Below are 17201 nucleotides of genomic sequence, written 5' to 3'. Positions count from 1 at the left end.
CTCCGGGGCGCGGGGCGACTCCGGCGGACGTGGCCCGGGCCGCGGGACGAGGTGCCGGACGGGCCGCAGGGCGGGCCCCGGGGCGGGACGCAGGTCGGGTCACTGGACAGGGCGCGGGACTGGGCGCGGGTCGGGCCATGAGTCAGGCCACTGGACAGGCCACGGCGCGGGGCGCGAGACGGGATGAGCCGGGCGTGCTGTATGTGCGCTTCCATTCCGCCGACGGCGCCGAGCCCGGTGCGGACATCTACGAGGGGCTGCTCGGCCTGCTCGCCGAACTGACCCCCGTGGTCGAGGCGCTGCCGCCCGACGCCGCGCTGGCCGATGTCCGGGGCGCGCTGCGCTACTTCGGCCGGGACGCGGCCGGGCTGGCGGAAATCGTACGGGTCCGGGCCCTGGCCCGGTACGGCGTCGACTGCACCGTGGGAGTCGCCGCCAACCCGCTGCTCGCCAGGATGGCCGCCGTCGCGCACCTGGAGGAGGGCGGTGGGCCCGGTGCGGTCCGCACCGTTCCCGGTACTCCGGAGGCGGTCGCCGCCTTCCTCGCGGACAAGCCCGCGGCCGCGCTGCCCGGCGTGGGACCGGCGACCGCCAGGGCCCTGTGCGCGTACGGGCTGGACAGCGTCGACCGGATCGCGGCGGCCCCGCTGGCCACCCTCCAGCGCATCCTGGGCGCGGCGGCCGGGCGGCGGGTCCACGAGCGGGCGCACGGGACCGACCCGGCGCCGGTCACCCCGAACGCCTCCGCCCGCGCCATGGCCGCCGAACACCGCTTCGGCCACGACGAGCTGGACCCCGGCCGCAGGCGCCGCGCGCTGCTCACCCTCGCCGACGGCCTCGGCGTACGGCTGCGTACGAGCGGCCAGGTGGCCCGCACCCTCACCCTCACCGTCCGCTACGCGGACCGCTCCTCGACCACGCGCTCCCGGACCCTCCCCGAACCGACCGCGCACACCCCGGCACTGACCGCCGCCGCGTACGCGCTGCACGCGGGGCTCGCTCTGGAACGGGCGCGGGTACGGTCCGTGGCGCTGCGGGCCGAGGGCCTCATGGACGCCGGACTCGCCGCGCACCAGCTGACGTTCGACCCGGAGGACGACAAGGCCCACCGCGCCGAGGCCGCCGCCGACCGCGCGCGGGCCCGCTTCGGCGCGGGCGCGGTGCGGCCCGCGTCGTTCCTGGACGCGGCGTGACCCGGCTCCGGCTCCCGGCCCCGTACCGACGGCTCCCCGACGGCTCTACCATCTGGCCATGATCGCTGAACTGCAGTGCGTGGTGCTGGACTGCCCCGACCCGGTGCGGCTCGCCGAGTTCTACGGGTCGCTGCTCGGCGGCACCGTCAACCAGCCGGATCGGCGGTGGTCCCTCGACGACGACTGGGCCACGCTGCACGCGCCGTCCGGCCTCGTGCTGGCCTTCCAGCGGGCAGCGGACTACCGCCCACCGCGCTGGCCGGACCCGGCCCGCCCTCAGCAGTTCCATCTCGACTTCGGCGTTCCGGACCTGGATCGAGCGCACGAGCAGGTGCTGGCCTTGGGCGCGACGCCACTGGACGGCGGTGAGGGTGCTGACGGCGCCGATGGCGGTGACGGCGCCGATGAGCAGCCCTGGCGCGTCTACGCGGACCCGGCGGGGCACCCCTTCTGCCTGGTCCGCCACTGAGCGAGCGGACCGGGGTACTGCTCAACGTGCCCGCCGCGCGAGGAACCGCCCGCGGCCGACGGCATGCTGACCTGACCCGAGGCCGCCGACACGCGAGCCCCGCCTCCTGCGGGGGCGGAGGCGGGGACTGTCGCGGGCGGAGGCGATCCGGCCGTCCGGCTACTCGACGACGAGCTCCACCGGGATGTTGCCGCGGGTCGCCTTGGAGTACGGGCACACCTGGTGGGCCTGCTCGACCAGGGCGCGCCCGGTCTCGCCCTGCAGGGACTCCGGCAGCTCGACGCGGAGCGTCACCGTGATTCCGAAGCCGGACTCGTCCTTGCCGATGCCGACCTCGGCGGTGACCGACGCGTCCTTGGTGTCGATCTTCGCCTGGCGGCCGACGACGCCGAGTGCCCCGGCGAAGCAGGCGGCGTAACCGGCGGCGAAGAGCTGTTCCGGGTTGGTGCCCTGGCCGTTGCCGCCGAGGGCCGGCGGCGGGGCCAGCGGCAGGTCCAGCTGGCCGTCGGAGCTCACGGCCCGTCCCTCGCGGCCGTTGGCCGTCGCCACCGCGGTGTACAGCGCGTCCATGAAGTCATTCCCCTTTGTGGTGCGTGATGCGTGTGTGCTGCGGGTTTGTGGTGCGCGACGGGTGTCGTGCTGCGTGCCCGTCACGCGACACCCTGAACGGTAGTGCACAACTCAGTTGTGCGCAATTAAAAGGTACGCTGGGGCATGGCACGCCACCCCGACACCACCGACCCGGCACACCACCCGGCCGTATCCGAGGAGCAGGACCTGCTCCGCCTCGACCTGCAGATCTGCTTCGCGCTGCACGCCGCCTCGCGTGCCTTCGGCGGCGTGTACCGCCAGGTCCTCCGTGAGACCCGGCTCACCTACCCGCAGTACCTGGCGATGCTCGTGCTGTGGGAGCACGGCGAGATGCCGGTCAAGCAGCTGGGCGAGTATCTGCGGCTGGACTCCGGGACCCTCTCCCCGCTGCTCAAGCGCATGGAGGCGGCCGGACTGGTGCAGCGGGAGCGCAGTGCCCATGACGAGCGCTCGGTGAACGTCCGGCTGACCGCGGAGGGCGCGGCGCTCAGGGCGGACGCCGAGGCCGTGCCGCGCAAGGTCATCGCCGCCAGCGGCCTGGACCCGCGTGACCTGACCGACCTGCGGACCCGGCTGCACCGGCTCACCCAGGCGCTCGACTCTGCTTTGGAGTGACGCCGCCCTGGAGCGACGCCGCCGTCAGCGCCGGCGGGACCGGCGCTGACGGCGCTGACGGCGTTGTGAAGTGAATCACGGTCGCGGGCTGTCACGGTTCGCCGGTGCGCGGTGTCTCGATGGGCGTCCGAGGAAAGGGGCCGGCCATGGCTGAGGACGCATTCACCGAGCACCGTCCGCTGCTGTTCACCATCGCCTACGAGATGCTGGGCAGCGCCACCGACGCCGAGGACGTGCTGCAGGAGAGCTACCTGCGGTGGCGCGCGGTCGATCCGGCCGCGGTCGAGCATCCGCGCGCCTACCTGGTCCGCGTGGTGACCCGGCAGGCCCTCAATCACCTGCGGGCGGTCAGGGCGCGGCGCGAGGAGTACGTCGGCACGTGGCTGCCCGAGCTGATCCGCACCGCACCCGAGGTGAGCGACGACGCGATCCTGGCCGAGTCCGTGTCGATGGCCGTGATGCTGGTCCTGGAGACGCTGAACCCGACCGAACGCGCGGTGTTCGTGCTGCACGAGGTGTTCGGCTACACCCACGGCGAGATCGCCGCCTCGATCGGGAAGACCGAGGTCACCGTCCGGCAGATCGCCCACCGCGCACGCCGGCACGTCCACGCGCGGCGCCGCCGCTTCGAGCCCGGTTCCGACGCCACCCAGGAGATCGTCCAGCGGTTCCTGAACGCGGCCGCGACCGGCGCGGTCCAGGCGCTGATGGACCTGCTGGCGCCCGATGTCGTACAGATCTCCGACGGCGGCGGGAAAGCGGTCGCCGCCCGTCGCCCGATCACCGGCCGCGCCGACGTCGCCCGGTTCGTCCTCGGCGTGGCCCGCACCAGCCTCACCGCGGCGACCCGCATCGAGCACGCCACCTACAACGGCATGCCCGCGGCCCGCTGCCTCACCGGCGGTGAACTCGACTGGCTGCTCGCCTTCGAGATCCTGGGCGGACGGATCACCGGCCTCTACGTCATGCGCAACCCGGACAAGCTGCACCGCGCCGAGACGGTGCACCCACTCGACAGAGGAGGACACCAGCCGTGGAAACCATGACCGTCGAACGCGTCATCGACGCCCCGATCGACGACGTGTTCGCGTGGCTCACCAAGACCACCAACTACACGCACTCGCCCCTGGTGCTGCGCTGCCGCCTGACCCGCCGCGGCGAGGCCGCGCCCTACGGCGTCGGCGCCGTACGCAGCCACCTCTGGCTGATCGGCTGGTTCCGGGAGCGCATCACGCACTACGACCCGCCGTACGCCACCGAGTACGTCGTCGAGCGCAGCCTGCCGCCGTCCCGGCACGAACTCGGCCGCATGACGTTCACCGAGGTCGAGGGCGGCACCCACGTCCGCTGGACCACCCGCGCCGAGATCCCCGTCCCGTTCCTCGGCGCCCTCCTCACCCGGCGCCTCGCGCGGCCGATCATCACCCGCACTTTCCGCAACATCCTCGACACCGCCCATACCGCACTGGCCCAACACCCCACCCGGAACCGAACATGACGACCGCGCGCGCCAAGCCGACGTAACCATCACGCGGGCCCGATCGTCGGCGCCCCACATGAGCGAACAGCTCCGGCCTAACGGGCTGCCGCCGTCACCGGGCGACGGCGCAGGGCCCAGGCGGCGGCCAGCGCCGCGCACGGTGCCGCGATCAGCACGCACGCCCCCGTCACCAGGCCGAGGGGCCGCCAGGGCACGGCCAATGGCGCGTCGACCCCGAGCAGTGCCAAGGCGGCGTGCATGGTGCCCAGTTGGATGGCGGCCACCGCGCAGCCCAGTACCGCGCCGACCGCCACCACCAGCACCGACTCCGTGGTCACCAGCCGTATCACCTGCGCTCGGGTGGCGCCGGCCAGGCGCAGCAGGGCCAGCTCGCGGCGCCGGTCGGCGGTCGCCATCACGAGGGTGTTGGCGAGCGCGATGCCGGTGTAGGTCAGGGCGAGACCCAGGACCAGGACCGTCCGCAGCCAGGCGATCCGGCTCGCGGCGGGGGCGGTGGCGGCCAGCCATTCCTCCCGTGTGGCGACGGTGGTACCGAACGGGCGCGCGGCGGCGCGGAGCAGGTCGGGGGTGGTGGCGTCGGCCGCGGCGGCGAGTCTGATCTCGATGCGGTCGACGCGGGCGCCCGGGCCGTTGCGGGCGGTGACGTACAGCCCGTTGTCGCCCAGGCCGTCGCGCAGGACGGCGGCCACCCGCAGGGTCGCCCGGCTCCCGTCCGCGCGTACCACCCGTACCGGGGCGCCGATGGTGGTCCGACCCCACTCCTCAGGCAGCACGATGCCGTCGTCGTCCAGTGCGGACACCGATCCTTTGAGCACCGGCAGCCGGGCGGTGGTCGCCAGGGCGGCCGGATCGGCCGTCCTGGCCTCGGACCTGACCACCGTGCCGTCCGGTTCGATCAGTGAGAGCTCTGTGGGGGCCGTGGGGGAGACGATGACGCCCGGGACGGCGCGCAGCGCGGCGGCGAGGGCATCGGGGGAGGAGGGGGCATCGGGGGAGGAGGTGTGCGGTACGGCGACGAAGTCGGCGGCGGTCCGCGAGCGGGCCTCGGCCGTGCGGGCGGCGCTCACCGTCTCCAGGGCCCCGGCCAGCGAACCCGTCAGCGCCACCGACACCAGCACGGGCGCGGCGACGGCGCCCGTTCGGCGCAGCGCCGCCGAGGCGCATCCGCGCACCAGCCGCCCGGCGTACGAGGTCCAGCGGGCCGGCAGCCAGGTGAACGCGCGCAGCAGTGGGCGTGCCAGGACGGGCGAGAGCAGGCCGCACGCCGAGATCAGCACCATCGGCTGCACGGTGTACGTCTTGCGATGCAGGAGATCGGCGGGGTCGGTGACCAGGGCGGTGACGGTCAGGGCGGCGGCGGTGAGGAGCAGCCCCAGGCCCCAGAACCAACGGCCCGCGGTCATCACCCCGGCGTCGAGGTCCGCGGTGCGCAGCGCGTCCAACGGCCCGAGCCGGCCCGCGCGCCGGGCGGCCACCGCCACCCCGGACAGGGCCACCAGCAGGCCCGTCCAGAATGCGGCGTGCAAGGGCCAGTTCTGCTGCCCGAGCGTGATGTCGGGCGGCGCCATGCCGACGTCCGCGAGCCGGCGCACCATCCGGGGGGCCGCGAGCCGGCCGAGTGCGCAGCCGGTGGCGGAGGCCGCGATGCCGAGGACGAGCGCCTCGGCGAGGACGGTGCGGCGCACCTGGGCGCGGGTGGCGCCGGCGAGGCGCAGCAGGCCGAGTTCGCGCCGACGCTGTGCCACCACGTACGAGAAGGTGGACGCGACGACGAACGCCGACACGAACGCGCTCACCCCGCCCGCCGTACCGAGCGCCGCCACCAGCGACACCACGGCCTCGCCGCCGGGCAGCGCCATCGCGGTGGCCAGCCCGAGCAGCATGACCGTCATCATCGCGACACCGAGCGCGAGGGCGGTGAACGCTCCGATGAGCGAGACCCAGCGGGCCCGGAGGGACTTCAGTGCAATCGGCAACATCCTCATGCCGCAAGCCAACCGGCCGGAGGTGGGGTGGATCAGTGGTGCAGGGGCCACTGTGAAAGGTAGAGCCTGCTCTACCGCGCGACGGGCGGGTCGGTGCCTAGGGTGGGAGGTGGCTCGGAAGAGGGGGGCGGATGGGCGGGAACGGCGTCTGGCGCGAGGTGAAACGCCCGGGGTTTCTGCGGTCGGCGATGCCGTGGCGGGCGGCCGGGTACCTGCTGGTGAGCGGGGCGGCCGGGGTGCTGCTGTGCGCGGGGTTGCTGGTGGCGACGGTTGCCGCCGGGGTGTTGGCGGTGGTGCTGGTGGGGCTGCCGCTGCTGGCGGGGCTGGCCCTGGTGGGGGTGCCGTTCGCGGCGTGGGAGCGGTGGCTGTTGCGGCTGCTCGACGGCACGCGGCTGGCGGATCCGCACCAGCTGCCGACCCGCCCTGGGCTGCCGGCCTGGCTGAGGCTGAGATACCGGGAGCAGGCGACCTGGCGGGAGTTGGGCTTCACCGTGCTGGCCGCGTTCGTGCTGTGGCCGATAGACCTGGTCGTGGCGGGCTGTGCGCTGGTGGTGCCGGCGTACTTGCTGGCGGCGCTGCCTCTGCTGCTGGCGGACGGCGAGCAGGTGAACGTCCTGAAACTGTGGGAGGTCCATTCGCCGGTCGTGGCAGGCGGGTTGGGGATCGTCGGGCTGGCCGCGCTCGCGTTGTTCGCGTATCCGCTGACGGCGGTGGCGGCGGGCCGGGCGGCACTGGTCCGGCTGCTGCTGTCGCCGGGTGGGCAGGAGCTGCGGATCGGGGAACTGGTCAGCTCCCGGGCGAGGCTGGTGGACGCCTTCGAGGCGGAGCGGCGCCGGATCGAGCGCGATCTGCACGACGGCGCCCAACAGCGGCTGGTGGCCCTTTCGATGACGCTGGGGCTGGCCCGGCTGGACGCCCCGCCGGGCAGTGCGCTCGCCGCCCAGCTGGCCGCCGCGCACCGGGAGGCGGACGAGGCCCTCTCCGGGCTGAGAGAGCTGATCAACGGCATCCACCCCCAGGTGCTCACCGACCGCGGCCTGCCGGACGCCTGCGCGGATGCCGCCGACCGCTCGCCCGTACCCGTCGAGGTCCGCTTCGACCTGCCTGGACGGATGCCGCCGGCGGTCGAGTCGGCCGGCTACTTCGCGGTGTCCGAGGCGCTGGCCAACATCGCCAAGCACAGCGGTGCCGGAGCCGCCCGGATCGAGGGGCACTACGCTGACGGGCTGTTGACGATCGACGTGTCGGACGACGGGGGCGGCGGCGCCGACCCGGCCGACGGCACCGGGCTCACCGGGCTGGCCGACCGGGTCTCGGTGGTGGACGGCACGCTGACGGTGAGCAGCCCGCCCGGCGGCCCGACCCTGCTGCGCGTGGAGATCCCTTGCACCCCACTGATCCCGACCCGCTCCGGATAGTCCTGGCCGAGGACGGCGTGCTGCTGCGCGAGGGGCTGATCGGCCTGCTCGCCCGCTTCGGCCACCGGGTGGTGGCCGCGGTGGGTGATGCCGACGCCCTGCACGCCGCCGTCGCCGAGCACGGGCCGGACATCGTGATCACCGATGTGCGGATGCCACCGGGACAGACGGACGAGGGGCTGCGCGCCGCCGTCGCCCTGCGCGAGCAGCGGCCGGGGCTGCCGGTCCTGGTCCTCAGCCAGTACGTCCAACGCTCCTACGCCGCAGACCTGCTGGACTCCGGGGACGGCTCGGGCGTCGGCTATCTACTGAAGGACCGGATCGGCCAGGTCGAGGACTTCCTGGCGGCGGTCGGCACGGTGGCGGCCGGGGGCGCGGTGGTCGACCCGGAGGTGGTGCGCCAGTTGCTGCGCCGTCGCCGGGACCCGCTGGAGCGGCTGACCCCACGCGAGCGCGAGGTGCTGGCGCTCATGGCCGAGGGCCGGTCCAACGCGGCGATCTGCCGCGAGCTGGTGGTGTCGGATGCCGCGGTGGGCAAGCACATCGGCAACATCCTGATGAAGCTGGACCTGCCCCCGGCCGAGGAGACCCACCGCCGGGTGCTGGCGGTGCTGGAGTTCCTGCGGGCCTGAGCGCTTCCCCTGCCGTATCGCCCGCGAAGGCCGATCCGGTCCGGCTCCGTCGCCACCGATATGAACCGCTCAGGTGCGGCTTCGCGTAGCGCGGGGCCGGGCCGCGACGAGAGCAGCGCGGAACCGCTGACGAGGGAGCGCAGCCCGGTGGGCGGTCGGTCGCCCGACCGGCCATGCTGGACCCGTCGGCCGGTGCGCCCGGCGGAGAGCCGTGGGAGGCGAGCAGGATGCCCGGAAGGAAAGGGACGGAACGGGGTGCGCGGCCGAACGGGGGCGCGCCTCGCCGGCTGCCCCGGGCGGCGTACGACAAGGAGCTCTTCCGCCTTCAGATCGAGCTGGTCAAGCTCCAGGAGTGGGTGCGGGCCGAGGGCGAGCGGCTTGTGGTGGTCTTCGAGGGGCGTGACGCGGCGGGGAAGGGCGGCACGATCAAGCAGGTCACCGCACGCCTCAACCCACGCGTCGCCCGTGTCGTCGCCCTGCCGGTGCCCACCGAGCGCGAGCGCACCCAGTGGTACTTCCAGCGGTACGTCGAGCAGCTTCCGGCCGCGGGAGAGATCGTGCTGTTCGACCGCAGCTGGTACAACCGGGCCGGCGTCGAGCGCGTCATGGGCTTCTGCACGCCGGAGGAGTACCGGCGCTTCCTGCGCCAGTGCCCGGTCGTGGAGCGCATGCTCGTGGAGGACGGGATTCTGCTGCGCAAGTACTGGTTCTCGGTGAGCGACGCCGAGCAGGAGCGGCGCTTCCGGAAGCGGCTGGACGACCCGACGCGCCGTTGGAAGCTCTCCGCGATGGATCTGGAGTCCTTCACCCGTTGGGAGGCGTACTCGCGGGCGAAGGACGAGATGTTCGCGCGCACCGACATCCTCGAGGCGCCCTGGTACGTGGTGGACAGCGACGACAAGCGCTCGGCGCGGATCAACATGATCGCCCACCTGCTCTCGACCGTGCCGTACGGCGAGGTCGAGCCGCCGCGGCTGCGGCTGCCGCCCCGGCCCGCGTCCACGGGGTACCGGCGGCCACCCAGAGACCTCCAGACCTACGTGCCCGATCACGCGGCCACGGTGCTGAAGCGCTCCGCTCAGGGAGACGGGGAGGACACCGAGGACGACGGCGGTTGACCGCCGGGTGCTCGGAGGCGCGACAGTGAGGAGGCGACCGCAAGGAGAGTCAGCGGGGTCGCCCTCGTGCCGCACAGCGCCTGGCTAGGCGGGCAGGAGCAGGTTCTCGCTGGTGCGTCCGGCCATATAGTCCTCCACGTTGCGCACGGTGGTGGCGATGATCTGACCGACGGCGTCACGGGTGAAATACGCCTGGTGGGAGGTGACCAGCACGTTGCGGAAGGTCATCAGCCGGGCCAGGACGTCGTCCGTCATCACCTCCATGGAGTGGTCGACGTAGAAGACCCCGGCCTCCTCCTCGTAGACGTCCAGCCCCACTCCCGCGAGCCTGTTCCGCTTGAGCGCGGCCACCAGCGCGGACGCGTCGATCAGACCACCCCGGCCGGTGTTGATCAGGATCGCGTCATCCTTCATCAGGGCCAGCGCGGCCCCGTCCACCAAGTGGTGCGTCTCGGGGACCAGGGGCACGTGGAGGCTGACCAGGTCGGCTTCGGCAAACAGCCGCTCTTTGGGTGCATAGGCCATGCCCAGGGACAGGCAGTCCGGGTTCTCGGCCAGATCCCAGCCGAGCAGCCGCATCCCGAAGCCGTGCGCGATCTTGCTGAAGGCGGCCCCGATCCTGCCGGTGCCCAGTACCCCCGCGGTCCGTCCGTGGAAGTCCCAGCCCATCAGGCCGTTCAGCCGGAAGTCGAACTCCCGGGTCCGGCCGACGGCCCGGACTGTTCCGCGGTTCAGGGCCAGTGCCAGCGCCCAGGCGAACTCTGCCACCGCGTACGGGGAGTAGGAAGCGACCCGTGCCACGGTCAGGCCCAGCTCGCGGGCGCGGCCGAGGTCGATGTTGTTGTAGCCGGTCGCACGCTGCGTGATCATCCGAGTCCCGCCGGCGGCCAGCGCGTCGAGCACCTCCGCGCCCAGCGTGTCGTTGACGCTGCTGCTGACGATCTCGAATCCGGCCGCCGCCGCAGCCGTGTCCCGGTGGAGGAACGCCTCCAGACACCGCACACCGTGCCGCCCGCGGAACGCCTCCTCCAGCAGTGGCCGCTCGTCGGCGATGACCCCGAACGCGATGACGTCCATCCGGTCCTCCTCCGGCGCCCGCTGCCACATAACCGATCGAAGCGGCTGAAGCGGACCTTACCGCTGACGCCTATCGCGGAAGCGGAGGCGCATCGCCGCGGTGTGCGGCCCACCCGTGGTCTCCTCGTCGGCACGCGGCATTCGCTCGTTCAGCGGCCTTCCCGTGTACGGCTGCGGGTTAGCAATCCAGCGTCGGGCCTCGTCTGGGATGGAGGCCGTGTACCCGAGGGAGACCGTCGTGGCAGAGCCGATTTCGAAGTTCGACCCGGCAGGCAAGGCAACGATTCTCAGTTACAACGTTCCCGAGCCGACGTCCTACAGCGGTCGCAACATCATCGCGCTCGACCTCGACGACCCCACTGCTTGGTTCATCGACGACGCGTTCCGCGCTCCCGATCGCACGCCCACAGGGGCATTGAGCGCCACGGCCGTCGATGTGGCTCGTCAACTGCGTACGGGAAACCTCAAGATGTTTCCCGGCATCAAGAACCCGGCGGCTACCCACGCAGGTCTCTTCGCCTCGCACAGCGCGGTTGCCGGCAGTTCCGGCGGGCTCGATACCGCGACCACGAGCACCATGGCCCAGGCGCTGCGCAGAGGGGCGGTGAGCCCGGATCTCACGGCCCTCGCAGCAGTCAAACCGCCTACTTCTGCTCCTCCTGCTCCACCGCCCAGTGGGCCTTCTGGGCCCGTGGTCTCAGCCGGAAGTACCGAAGAGGGCGCGCAGCTGGCGGAGGCTGCGGAGGTCACGCACCTGGCGCAGGCCGTACGGGGGTCGATTCTCTCCCAAGCCGCGCTGGGGGACCATCGCACGCGGCCGCAGATCACCGACCTGGACGTTTCCCACGTCGCGGAGATGCTTCAGACCGGCAAACGCCTTGCTGTCCACCGCACCATGTGGGGCGACTACGCTCACACATTCCTCCCGGACCCCTTCCCGTCTACGACGGGTGACCTGCCCGGCGGCCAACCGCAGATCGCCCTGGTGGAGATGTACCGGCTCTCCACGTTCGCGGGCCAGTACGGCGCGGGGCGGACCTTGAAGACGTTCACGCTGCTCCCGGGCGAGAAGACCACGATCAGCATCAAGACGTTCCGCAAGACCGAGACCGACAGCAAGTCGGCGTCCAGCATTCTGGACTCGTTCTCCAAGGAGAGCGCGGACGACTTCGAGACCACCATTCAGAAAGAGAACTCGGACAAGCAGGCACAGCAGAAAAGTCTGGAATGGCACGTCGAAGCAGAGGCGGAGGCGTCGTGGGGCTGGGGCAACGCCAAGGTCAGCGGTGGGGTCAAGGGCGCCACCGCGTCCCAGCGCGAGCAGTTTGCCAGGAACATGAGCAACGCCGTGAACAAGCATGCGAACAAGGCGTCGGCCAAACGCGATGTTCAGGTGAACACCTCTCAGGAGGTCAAGACGGAGAGTGGCGAGGAGACCTCGATCACCCGCCAACTGGAGAACATCAACGTCGGCCGAACCTTGAACTTCGTGTTCCGCCAGATGAACCAGGAGTACATCACCATCCTTCACCTGGTCGACGTGCGTGTCGGGTATTGGAACGGCTACGGCGAAACCGTGGAGGAAGTGCCGCTGTCCGGGCTGGACAAGATTCTCAACGCCTACGTCAAGGAGGAGAAGAGGGATGATCTGCGGAAGATCATCCTCGCTCAGCTCTCCACGATCTTCGACCACGAGGACGAGTTGGTCACTCCCTCGATGGTGGAGAAGCGGCAGATCGACGCGGGTGACAGCTATCTTCGCTGGCGGAAGGGTGTGACCAGCACGTACGAGGACGTTACCGGGAATGAGATCACCGTGCCCGGTGTCATCCTGAACGTCGACAAGGTCGTCCTGCGCACAGAGGGTGTCGTGGTCGACGCCCTCCTCGGCCAGGGGAACGCGCTCGACGACTACTCGCAGGGGCTACAGGCCAGCGCTGTGCGGCAGCGGGTACTCGGCAACGATCGCGAAGCCCTGGGCCAGCAGATCGTCACCGACTCCAACGCGGCCAAGGCGAAGCTCTACAAGGACGTTTTCCCCATGGGCGTCCCCCTGCCCGGAAAGATCTCGGTCTCCGCCTCCGACTCCGGAGTCACGGTCTCCACCACGCCGACCCCCGACGGCGCCCGCGCCGGCAGTAGTGCCTGAACTACTCGGGTCACCGGGTGCAGAGGCATCCGAACCGCGAGGAAGGTGATGCGCCGTGACCGACCCCATCCTGCCGCTCGCCGCACTGCAGGGCAGCGCAGTCGACCAGAGCGCGCAGGTTCTCGCGCCGACAGCGCTCGTGCAACCGGCTGTCATCACCCCCAACGCCGGGCAGGCCGTGCTGCTGATCGAACAGCCCAAGCCGTTCGAGGTCTTCTCCATCGACACGACCCCAGCCATGCCGTCCATTCAGTGCCGTGCACGTATCGGCGGGGTCAAGCCCGACCCCACGCCCACGGTGCCCTTCAACTGGCGCATCGAGATTATCGAACCTCCTAGCGCGGGTACCTGCCCGAGCGCGGGAGTGAAGTGCGCCGCCGGCGACCAGGCGTTCGGCGTCGTAGGAGGGGCCTGGACACCGTCTTTGACGACGTTCCAAGGCGGTGACGTTCGCATCAAGGCGACCGCGACGATGTCCGGCAATGTCCTGGAAGCAGAGGTACGGGTGCTCATTCTCGGAAAGAATCCGGCACCCCGGGACGTTTACGCCATGTGCGGTGGCAGGAACACGGACATGGGTAGGATCCTCTGCCACGAGAGCGGGCTCAGGCAGTTCGGGGACAACGGCTATCCCAAACTCGGCCGGGGAGGCGACGTCGGGATCTCGCAATTGTGCCTCCCGGCCGCCTCGTGTGAGCAACGCTGGAACTGGCGCGCCAATGTAATGGAGGGCATCAGGATTTTCGGCCTCCACAAGGCGGCCGCCAGGGCCTACCTGGACGGACACAAGGCGGACGGCAAATGGCCGAACGAGCGTGGCATGACCGATGAGCAGGTCCTGCAACGCGAGGCCATGCAACGCTACAACGGAAAATCCTATTGGATCTGGGATGAGATCGCGGGCCTTTGGAAGGTTGTTGACAAGCAGAAATACCCGGATGTGGTGCTTGCTCACACGGATTGCCCATAGGCATGACAGCCACCCACCCGCCCCGCGCGGTTCTGCCGGGTCAGGTGCGGCTGCGTGCAGCGCGGCGGCGGGCCCCGACGAGGAGGGGCGCGGAACCGGTGGCGAGGACGGCGGCGCCGCCGACCGCCAGTGGCGCGGTCGCGGAGTCCCCGCCGGTCTCGGCGAGGCGTTCGCCTTGCGGAGCAGGGGCGTTGGGGGACTTGTGCTGTGTGGCTTCTGCCTCAGAGGACCCCACAACCGCCTGATGCGCCCCCGTGCGACAGGACGCCCGCACCACCCACCCGGTGGGCGCGGGCGTCCTAGTGTGAGGCCCACCGTCCTCCATCCGACCAGCAAGGAGCACCAGGCCGTGAACGCCGAGATCGCCCAGCACGTACGCGACACTGCCGCCCAGCTCGGGGCCGGGGTGCCCTACGCCCTGAAGGTCATGGCTGGCCAGCTGGCCGACGACCCGGACATGGGCCAGCCCTCGGGTCTGCCCGGCATCCTCACCGTGATGGTCGACGGCGATCTGTTCGAGGACTGCCCCGCCCTGGCCGTCGGTTACATCCGCGAGCCCGACCGGATCGAGATCCGGTACGTGAACCCGGCCCCATCCGCCGAGCCCGCCGCGGACACCCAGGCTCAGGCCCAGGACCAGCATGCCGACCCTGCCGCGGACACCCAGGACCAAGACCAGGACCAACCTGCCGACCCTGCCGCCGACACGGTCACCGGACGGGTGATCGCCGACGCCTGGCAGCGCATCACCCGCTGGCTCCAGCACAACGCCCCCGACTCCCACGCCGCGCTCCGCGCCGGCGTGAGCCCCACCACCATCACCGCCCTGGAACACGACCTCGGCATCCAGATACCCGCCGACCTGCGAGCCTTGTGGTTCCTGACCGCAGGCGACGACGGGGTCAACGGCGCGGGATGCCTGCCCGGCAACCAGGCCCTGATGACCCTGGACGCCGTAGCCGCCTTCTACGGGCAGCAGATGGACTCCCAAGCCCACCAGGACACCCTCAACGCCCGCCGCCCCGAATGCGACCGGATCACCGTGTGGAAGGCAGCCTGGATTCCGGTTGTCTCCTACGGCGCGGCTGACCGCACCTCGGGCCTGTACCTGGACGCCGCGACCGGCTACCTGGGCCGCTGGTCCCGCTACAACGAAGGCCCCGGCGACGAGCTCGACACGCTGGCCACCTACCTGGAAGACGTCGCCGACATGCTCGAAGCCCCGGCCCTGGCCACGCGGGACAAGCCCGGCCTGGTCGGTGGGGCACTGGTGTGGGGCAGCAGGCTCGACCCCGCGCAGGAAGACCGGTGGCAGCCCCTGACCGGATGACCACGGGAAGGGGGCCAGCCCACAGGGCTGGCCCCCTTCCTGCTTCACGTGCCGGCCCTCATGGGGCGCACTCGTGGACCTCATCAGCCTTCCACTACGCGGTCGGCCCGGCGTCGTTGGCCTGCCCGTCCGTCCACTTCACGTTCGAGGTCACACACGAGCTGCACGACGACCCGACGTCCCACTTCATCGTGACGCCTTCCAACGCCGCGTCCACGGAGACCGGCACGATGGCGATCGCCAGATCGAACTCCGCGAAGTCCGACCCGAGTCTCTGACTCGGCGGGGACCGGCAGCCCGGCTGTCGTCAGTAGCAGGCCGCTATTGGGGTGGCGTCCGTGGTGAAGGCCGCGGAAGGACGACCGTGAGGATCGCGCGGCGGGTGTGGAGCGCGGCGGACAGGAGGCGTTCGTCCAGTTCCATCTCGGCGTCGGGTGTGGAGTCGTTGACGGGGATGCGGGTGCGCCGGTCGATGATCGCCGTCACGGCCGGCAGCGCGGGCAGCGCGTGACGCCCCATCCGCGCGAGACCCGCCAGGTAGGACTCGCCGACCGTGTACTCGGCCAGGTGCGGTGTCATCAGGGCGAGCAGGCGGGGCAGCGCGGAAGGCCCAGCGTGCCGGAGCCACAGCGGGGCGCATTCCGCCTGCGAGCGGCCGGGGTGACGGAAGGTGAGGTTGTACAGCTGGGCCGCCTGCCGGAAGGTCAGCGGGCCGGCGTCCAGCAGGGCGCTGAAGATCGCGGTGGCGTGCTTGAGGCGGGCGATGCCCACTGGCTTGGTGGCGAGGAGCGCGGCGGCGGACGCGCTGTCGTACACCGGCGGATCCGCGGACGGGGACCGGCGGGGTTGCGGGGACGGCGTGAACGGGAGCCCGGCGATGAGGGCCCCGTGTGTCCGCCGTGCCGCCTCGGAGATTGAGGCCGTCCTGAGGGCGTCCGCGATGCCTGGGGTGGTTTCCTGGCCGTGGTACCGGAGGAGCAGCGGCAGCAGTGTGACCGGGGCCGCCCGCCAGTTGTGGCACGCCTCTCGGGAGAGGCCGGCGCCGATGTCCCGGGTGGCGGGGTCGGCGAGAAGTCGGGCCACGAGGGCGTAGGTGTGCCGCTCGCGCCCCAGCCTGTACAGCACCCAGCCCCAGAGGTGCCCGATGTCCGCCAGGTGGAGTGCGGCCTCCCGGGCGTCGGTGAGGAGCGCCGCGTCCAGGGCGGGCCGTCGCGCGGGCGGAGCTGCCCGCAGGGTCTCCAGGTGGGCGAGGAAGCGGACCGCTGCGAGGCGGTCGGTCCTCAGTCGGGCGACGGCGGGGCCGAGCGCCCTGGCCAGGACGGTACGCACCACAGGGTCGGTGAGATCGCCGAGGGTGGTGAGGACAAGGTCGGGCTGCCCGCAATGCCCGACGAGGTATGCGGCCCTGCGCCGTACCTCCTCGTCGGGGTCGCCGAGCCGGGTCAGCGCGGCTTCGACGGCCTCGGGCCAGGGCCGTTCGCCGGTCAAGCTGCAGAGGAGGTCCATGGCCTCGCGCCGTACGAACGGCTCTCCGGCGTGGGCGAGCCGGAGAAGCCGGATGGCGACGGGGCCGGTGCGGTCGGCGCGTACCGCGTCGAAGACCGCGATGCGGGAAGGGTGGGCAGGCATCGTGGCGGTCCCGTCGGCCACGGCCGCGTCCAGCCACTTCACCGACCGGGGCGGAGGCCGCCCTTCCGTGCTGAAGATTCGATCACGCTGCCGATCTTGTCACACGGGCACCGGCTAAGCCAGGGCGCACCGGCCTGAGTGTGGTACATGGCGAAACCCGCCAAGTGAGGCGCTCAGTCACGGCCATCCGTTCGGCGACGGCTTCCGATGCCGTCGTCCATCGCGGCGGCATGGCGTAACTCCCCCTGGGGCCACCATCGTTGGCCGACGCTGAGCGGCCGCCGATGGCTCGTGGCCGACCTGAGCGCCGTTCCGACGTCGAGGACCGACTGTGTGAAGCCCCCGCTCGGAGGGAGCGGGCGCAAGCCGTCATGCCCCGTGGGCTGTGCTCCATCCCGTGATCCGGTAGCGCTGGAGCTGGAGCTGGTGCTGGGCGGTGAAGCCCATGACCCACTTCTCGCCCGTCGAGTCGATGACGATCAGGCGGCGCGGCGCCACTGGAACGCCTCGCAGACGCGATGGGT

The 17201-nt window shown here is 71.5% G+C and carries 16 protein-coding genes and 1 pseudogene; 11 read left to right on the top strand and 6 right to left on the bottom strand.

Annotation, left to right across the window (positions count from 1 at the left end; translation table 11 throughout):
• Positions 1–137 precede the first annotated feature (137 nt).
• Together Q3Y56_RS06390 and Q3Y56_RS06385 are read left to right on the top strand one after the other, a co-directional pair.
• Positions 138–1193 carry a helix-hairpin-helix domain-containing protein gene (locus Q3Y56_RS06390; RefSeq protein ID WP_304460983.1) on the top strand — a complete coding sequence of 352 codons (1056 nt, stop codon included), beginning with the start codon at positions 138–140 and terminating at the stop codon, positions 1191–1193.
• A 58-nt stretch (positions 1194–1251) separates the two neighbouring features.
• Complete coding sequence (locus Q3Y56_RS06385) at positions 1252–1662, top strand: VOC family protein (RefSeq protein ID WP_304460982.1); 411 nt, start codon at positions 1252–1254, stop codon at positions 1660–1662.
• Positions 1663–1821: 159 nt separating this feature from the next.
• On the opposite strand, the gene Q3Y56_RS06380 is transcribed toward Q3Y56_RS06385, so the two are convergent.
• The gene (locus Q3Y56_RS06380) at positions 1822–2232 is read right to left on the bottom strand and encodes an organic hydroperoxide resistance protein (protein WP_304460981.1); all 411 of its coding nucleotides are present in this window, start codon (positions 2230–2232) and stop codon (positions 1822–1824) included.
• 144 nt (positions 2233–2376) lie between these two features.
• On the opposite strand from Q3Y56_RS06380, the gene Q3Y56_RS06375 reads away from it, so the two are divergent.
• From Q3Y56_RS06375 to Q3Y56_RS06365, 3 genes are all read left to right on the top strand, one after another.
• Positions 2377–2868, top strand: coding sequence for a MarR family winged helix-turn-helix transcriptional regulator (locus Q3Y56_RS06375; protein WP_304460980.1), 492 nt, complete (start codon positions 2377–2379; stop codon positions 2866–2868).
• Positions 2869–3014: 146 nt separating this feature from the next.
• Positions 3015–3914: an RNA polymerase sigma-70 factor gene (locus Q3Y56_RS06370; protein WP_304460979.1), complete on the top strand. Its 900-nt coding sequence runs from the start codon at positions 3015–3017 to the stop codon at positions 3912–3914.
• Positions 3902–4366 (top strand): SRPBCC family protein, encoded by a 465-nt coding sequence (locus tag Q3Y56_RS06365; protein WP_304460978.1) that lies wholly within the window; start codon positions 3902–3904, stop codon positions 4364–4366. Before Q3Y56_RS06370 ends, Q3Y56_RS06365 begins: the two co-directional genes overlap by 13 nt.
• Positions 4367–4443: 77 nt before the next feature.
• On the opposite strand, the gene Q3Y56_RS06360 is transcribed toward Q3Y56_RS06365, so the two are convergent.
• On the bottom strand, positions 4444–6354 hold the full coding sequence (locus Q3Y56_RS06360) for an ABC transporter permease (protein ID WP_304460977.1): 1911 nt from the start codon (positions 6352–6354) through the stop codon (positions 4444–4446).
• Between the two features lie 131 nt (positions 6355–6485).
• On the opposite strand from Q3Y56_RS06360, the gene Q3Y56_RS06355 reads away from it, so the two are divergent.
• The 3 genes from Q3Y56_RS06355 (at position 6486) to ppk2 (ending at position 9522) form a co-directional block, all read left to right on the top strand.
• Entirely contained in the window at positions 6486–7772 is a 1287-nt protein-coding gene (locus tag Q3Y56_RS06355; protein WP_304460976.1) for a sensor histidine kinase, read from the top strand.
• Positions 7739–8404 (top strand): response regulator transcription factor, encoded by a 666-nt coding sequence (locus tag Q3Y56_RS06350; RefSeq protein WP_304460975.1) that lies wholly within the window; start codon positions 7739–7741, stop codon positions 8402–8404. The genes Q3Y56_RS06355 and Q3Y56_RS06350 overlap by 34 nt, the downstream gene beginning before the upstream one ends.
• Before the next feature lie 227 nt (positions 8405–8631).
• The gene (ppk2, locus tag Q3Y56_RS06345) at positions 8632–9522 is read left to right on the top strand and encodes a polyphosphate kinase 2 (protein WP_304460974.1); all 891 of its coding nucleotides are present in this window, start codon (positions 8632–8634) and stop codon (positions 9520–9522) included.
• Between the two features lie 84 nt (positions 9523–9606).
• Here the strand turns inward: ppk2 and Q3Y56_RS06340 are convergent, their stop codons facing one another.
• On the bottom strand, positions 9607–10599 hold the full coding sequence (locus tag Q3Y56_RS06340; RefSeq protein ID WP_304460973.1) for a 2-hydroxyacid dehydrogenase: 993 nt from the start codon (positions 10597–10599) through the stop codon (positions 9607–9609).
• 238 nt (positions 10600–10837) lie between these two features.
• Here Q3Y56_RS06340 and Q3Y56_RS06335 point away from each other — a divergent pair, with 238 nt between their 5' ends.
• Both Q3Y56_RS06335 and Q3Y56_RS06330 read left to right on the top strand, forming a co-directional pair.
• Positions 10838–12748: a hypothetical protein gene (locus tag Q3Y56_RS06335; protein ID WP_304460972.1), complete on the top strand. Its 1911-nt coding sequence runs from the start codon at positions 10838–10840 to the stop codon at positions 12746–12748.
• A gap of 55 nt (positions 12749–12803) precedes the next feature.
• On the top strand, positions 12804–13718 hold the full coding sequence (locus tag Q3Y56_RS06330; RefSeq protein ID WP_304460971.1) for a hypothetical protein: 915 nt from the start codon (positions 12804–12806) through the stop codon (positions 13716–13718).
• Positions 13719–13758: 40 nt separating this feature from the next.
• On the opposite strand, the pseudogene Q3Y56_RS06325 reads toward Q3Y56_RS06330, so the two are convergent.
• Positions 13759–13893: pseudogene (locus Q3Y56_RS06325) on the bottom strand (chitin-binding protein); the annotation flags it as partial.
• A 174-nt stretch (positions 13894–14067) separates the two neighbouring features.
• Between Q3Y56_RS06325 and Q3Y56_RS06320 the strand changes: the two are divergent.
• Entirely contained in the window at positions 14068–15048 is a 981-nt protein-coding gene (locus tag Q3Y56_RS06320; protein ID WP_304460970.1) for an SMI1/KNR4 family protein, read from the top strand.
• Positions 15049–15369: 321 nt separating this feature from the next.
• Here Q3Y56_RS06320 and Q3Y56_RS06315 read toward each other — a convergent pair whose 3' ends face one another.
• Complete coding sequence (locus tag Q3Y56_RS06315) at positions 15370–16719, bottom strand: HEAT repeat domain-containing protein (protein ID WP_304460969.1); 1350 nt, start codon at positions 16717–16719, stop codon at positions 15370–15372.
• A 327-nt stretch (positions 16720–17046) separates the two neighbouring features.
• A complete protein-coding gene (locus Q3Y56_RS06310) occupies positions 17047–17175 on the bottom strand; it encodes a hypothetical protein (RefSeq protein WP_304460968.1) in 129 nt (42 codons plus the stop codon).
• Positions 17176–17201: the final 26 nt, after the last annotated feature.

Origin of the sequence: Streptomyces sp. XD-27 (assembly GCF_030553055.1) — a bacterium.
Taxonomy (GTDB): domain Bacteria; phylum Actinomycetota; class Actinomycetes; order Streptomycetales; family Streptomycetaceae; genus Streptomyces.
The sequence above is the reverse complement of the archived record's forward strand: the minus strand, read 5'-3'. Positions and strand labels throughout refer to the sequence as shown.

Coding starts and splice junctions, on each gene's coding strand:
- Q3Y56_RS06390 (WP_304460983.1), top strand. CDS start 138: ATGAGTCAGGCCACTGGACAGGCCACGGCGCGGGGCGCGAGACGGGAT.
- Q3Y56_RS06385 (WP_304460982.1), top strand. CDS start 1,252: ATGATCGCTGAACTGCAGTGCGTGGTGCTGGACTGCCCCGACCCGGTG.
- Q3Y56_RS06380 (WP_304460981.1), bottom strand. CDS start 2,232: ATGGACGCGCTGTACACCGCGGTGGCGACGGCCAACGGCCGCGAGGGA.
- Q3Y56_RS06375 (WP_304460980.1), top strand. CDS start 2,377: ATGGCACGCCACCCCGACACCACCGACCCGGCACACCACCCGGCCGTA.
- Q3Y56_RS06370 (WP_304460979.1), top strand. CDS start 3,015: ATGGCTGAGGACGCATTCACCGAGCACCGTCCGCTGCTGTTCACCATC.
- Q3Y56_RS06360 (WP_304460977.1), bottom strand. CDS start 6,354: ATGAGGATGTTGCCGATTGCACTGAAGTCCCTCCGGGCCCGCTGGGTC.
- Q3Y56_RS06355 (WP_304460976.1), top strand. CDS start 6,486: ATGGGCGGGAACGGCGTCTGGCGCGAGGTGAAACGCCCGGGGTTTCTG.
- ppk2 (WP_304460974.1), top strand. CDS start 8,632: ATGCCCGGAAGGAAAGGGACGGAACGGGGTGCGCGGCCGAACGGGGGC.
- Q3Y56_RS06340 (WP_304460973.1), bottom strand. CDS start 10,599: ATGGACGTCATCGCGTTCGGGGTCATCGCCGACGAGCGGCCACTGCTG.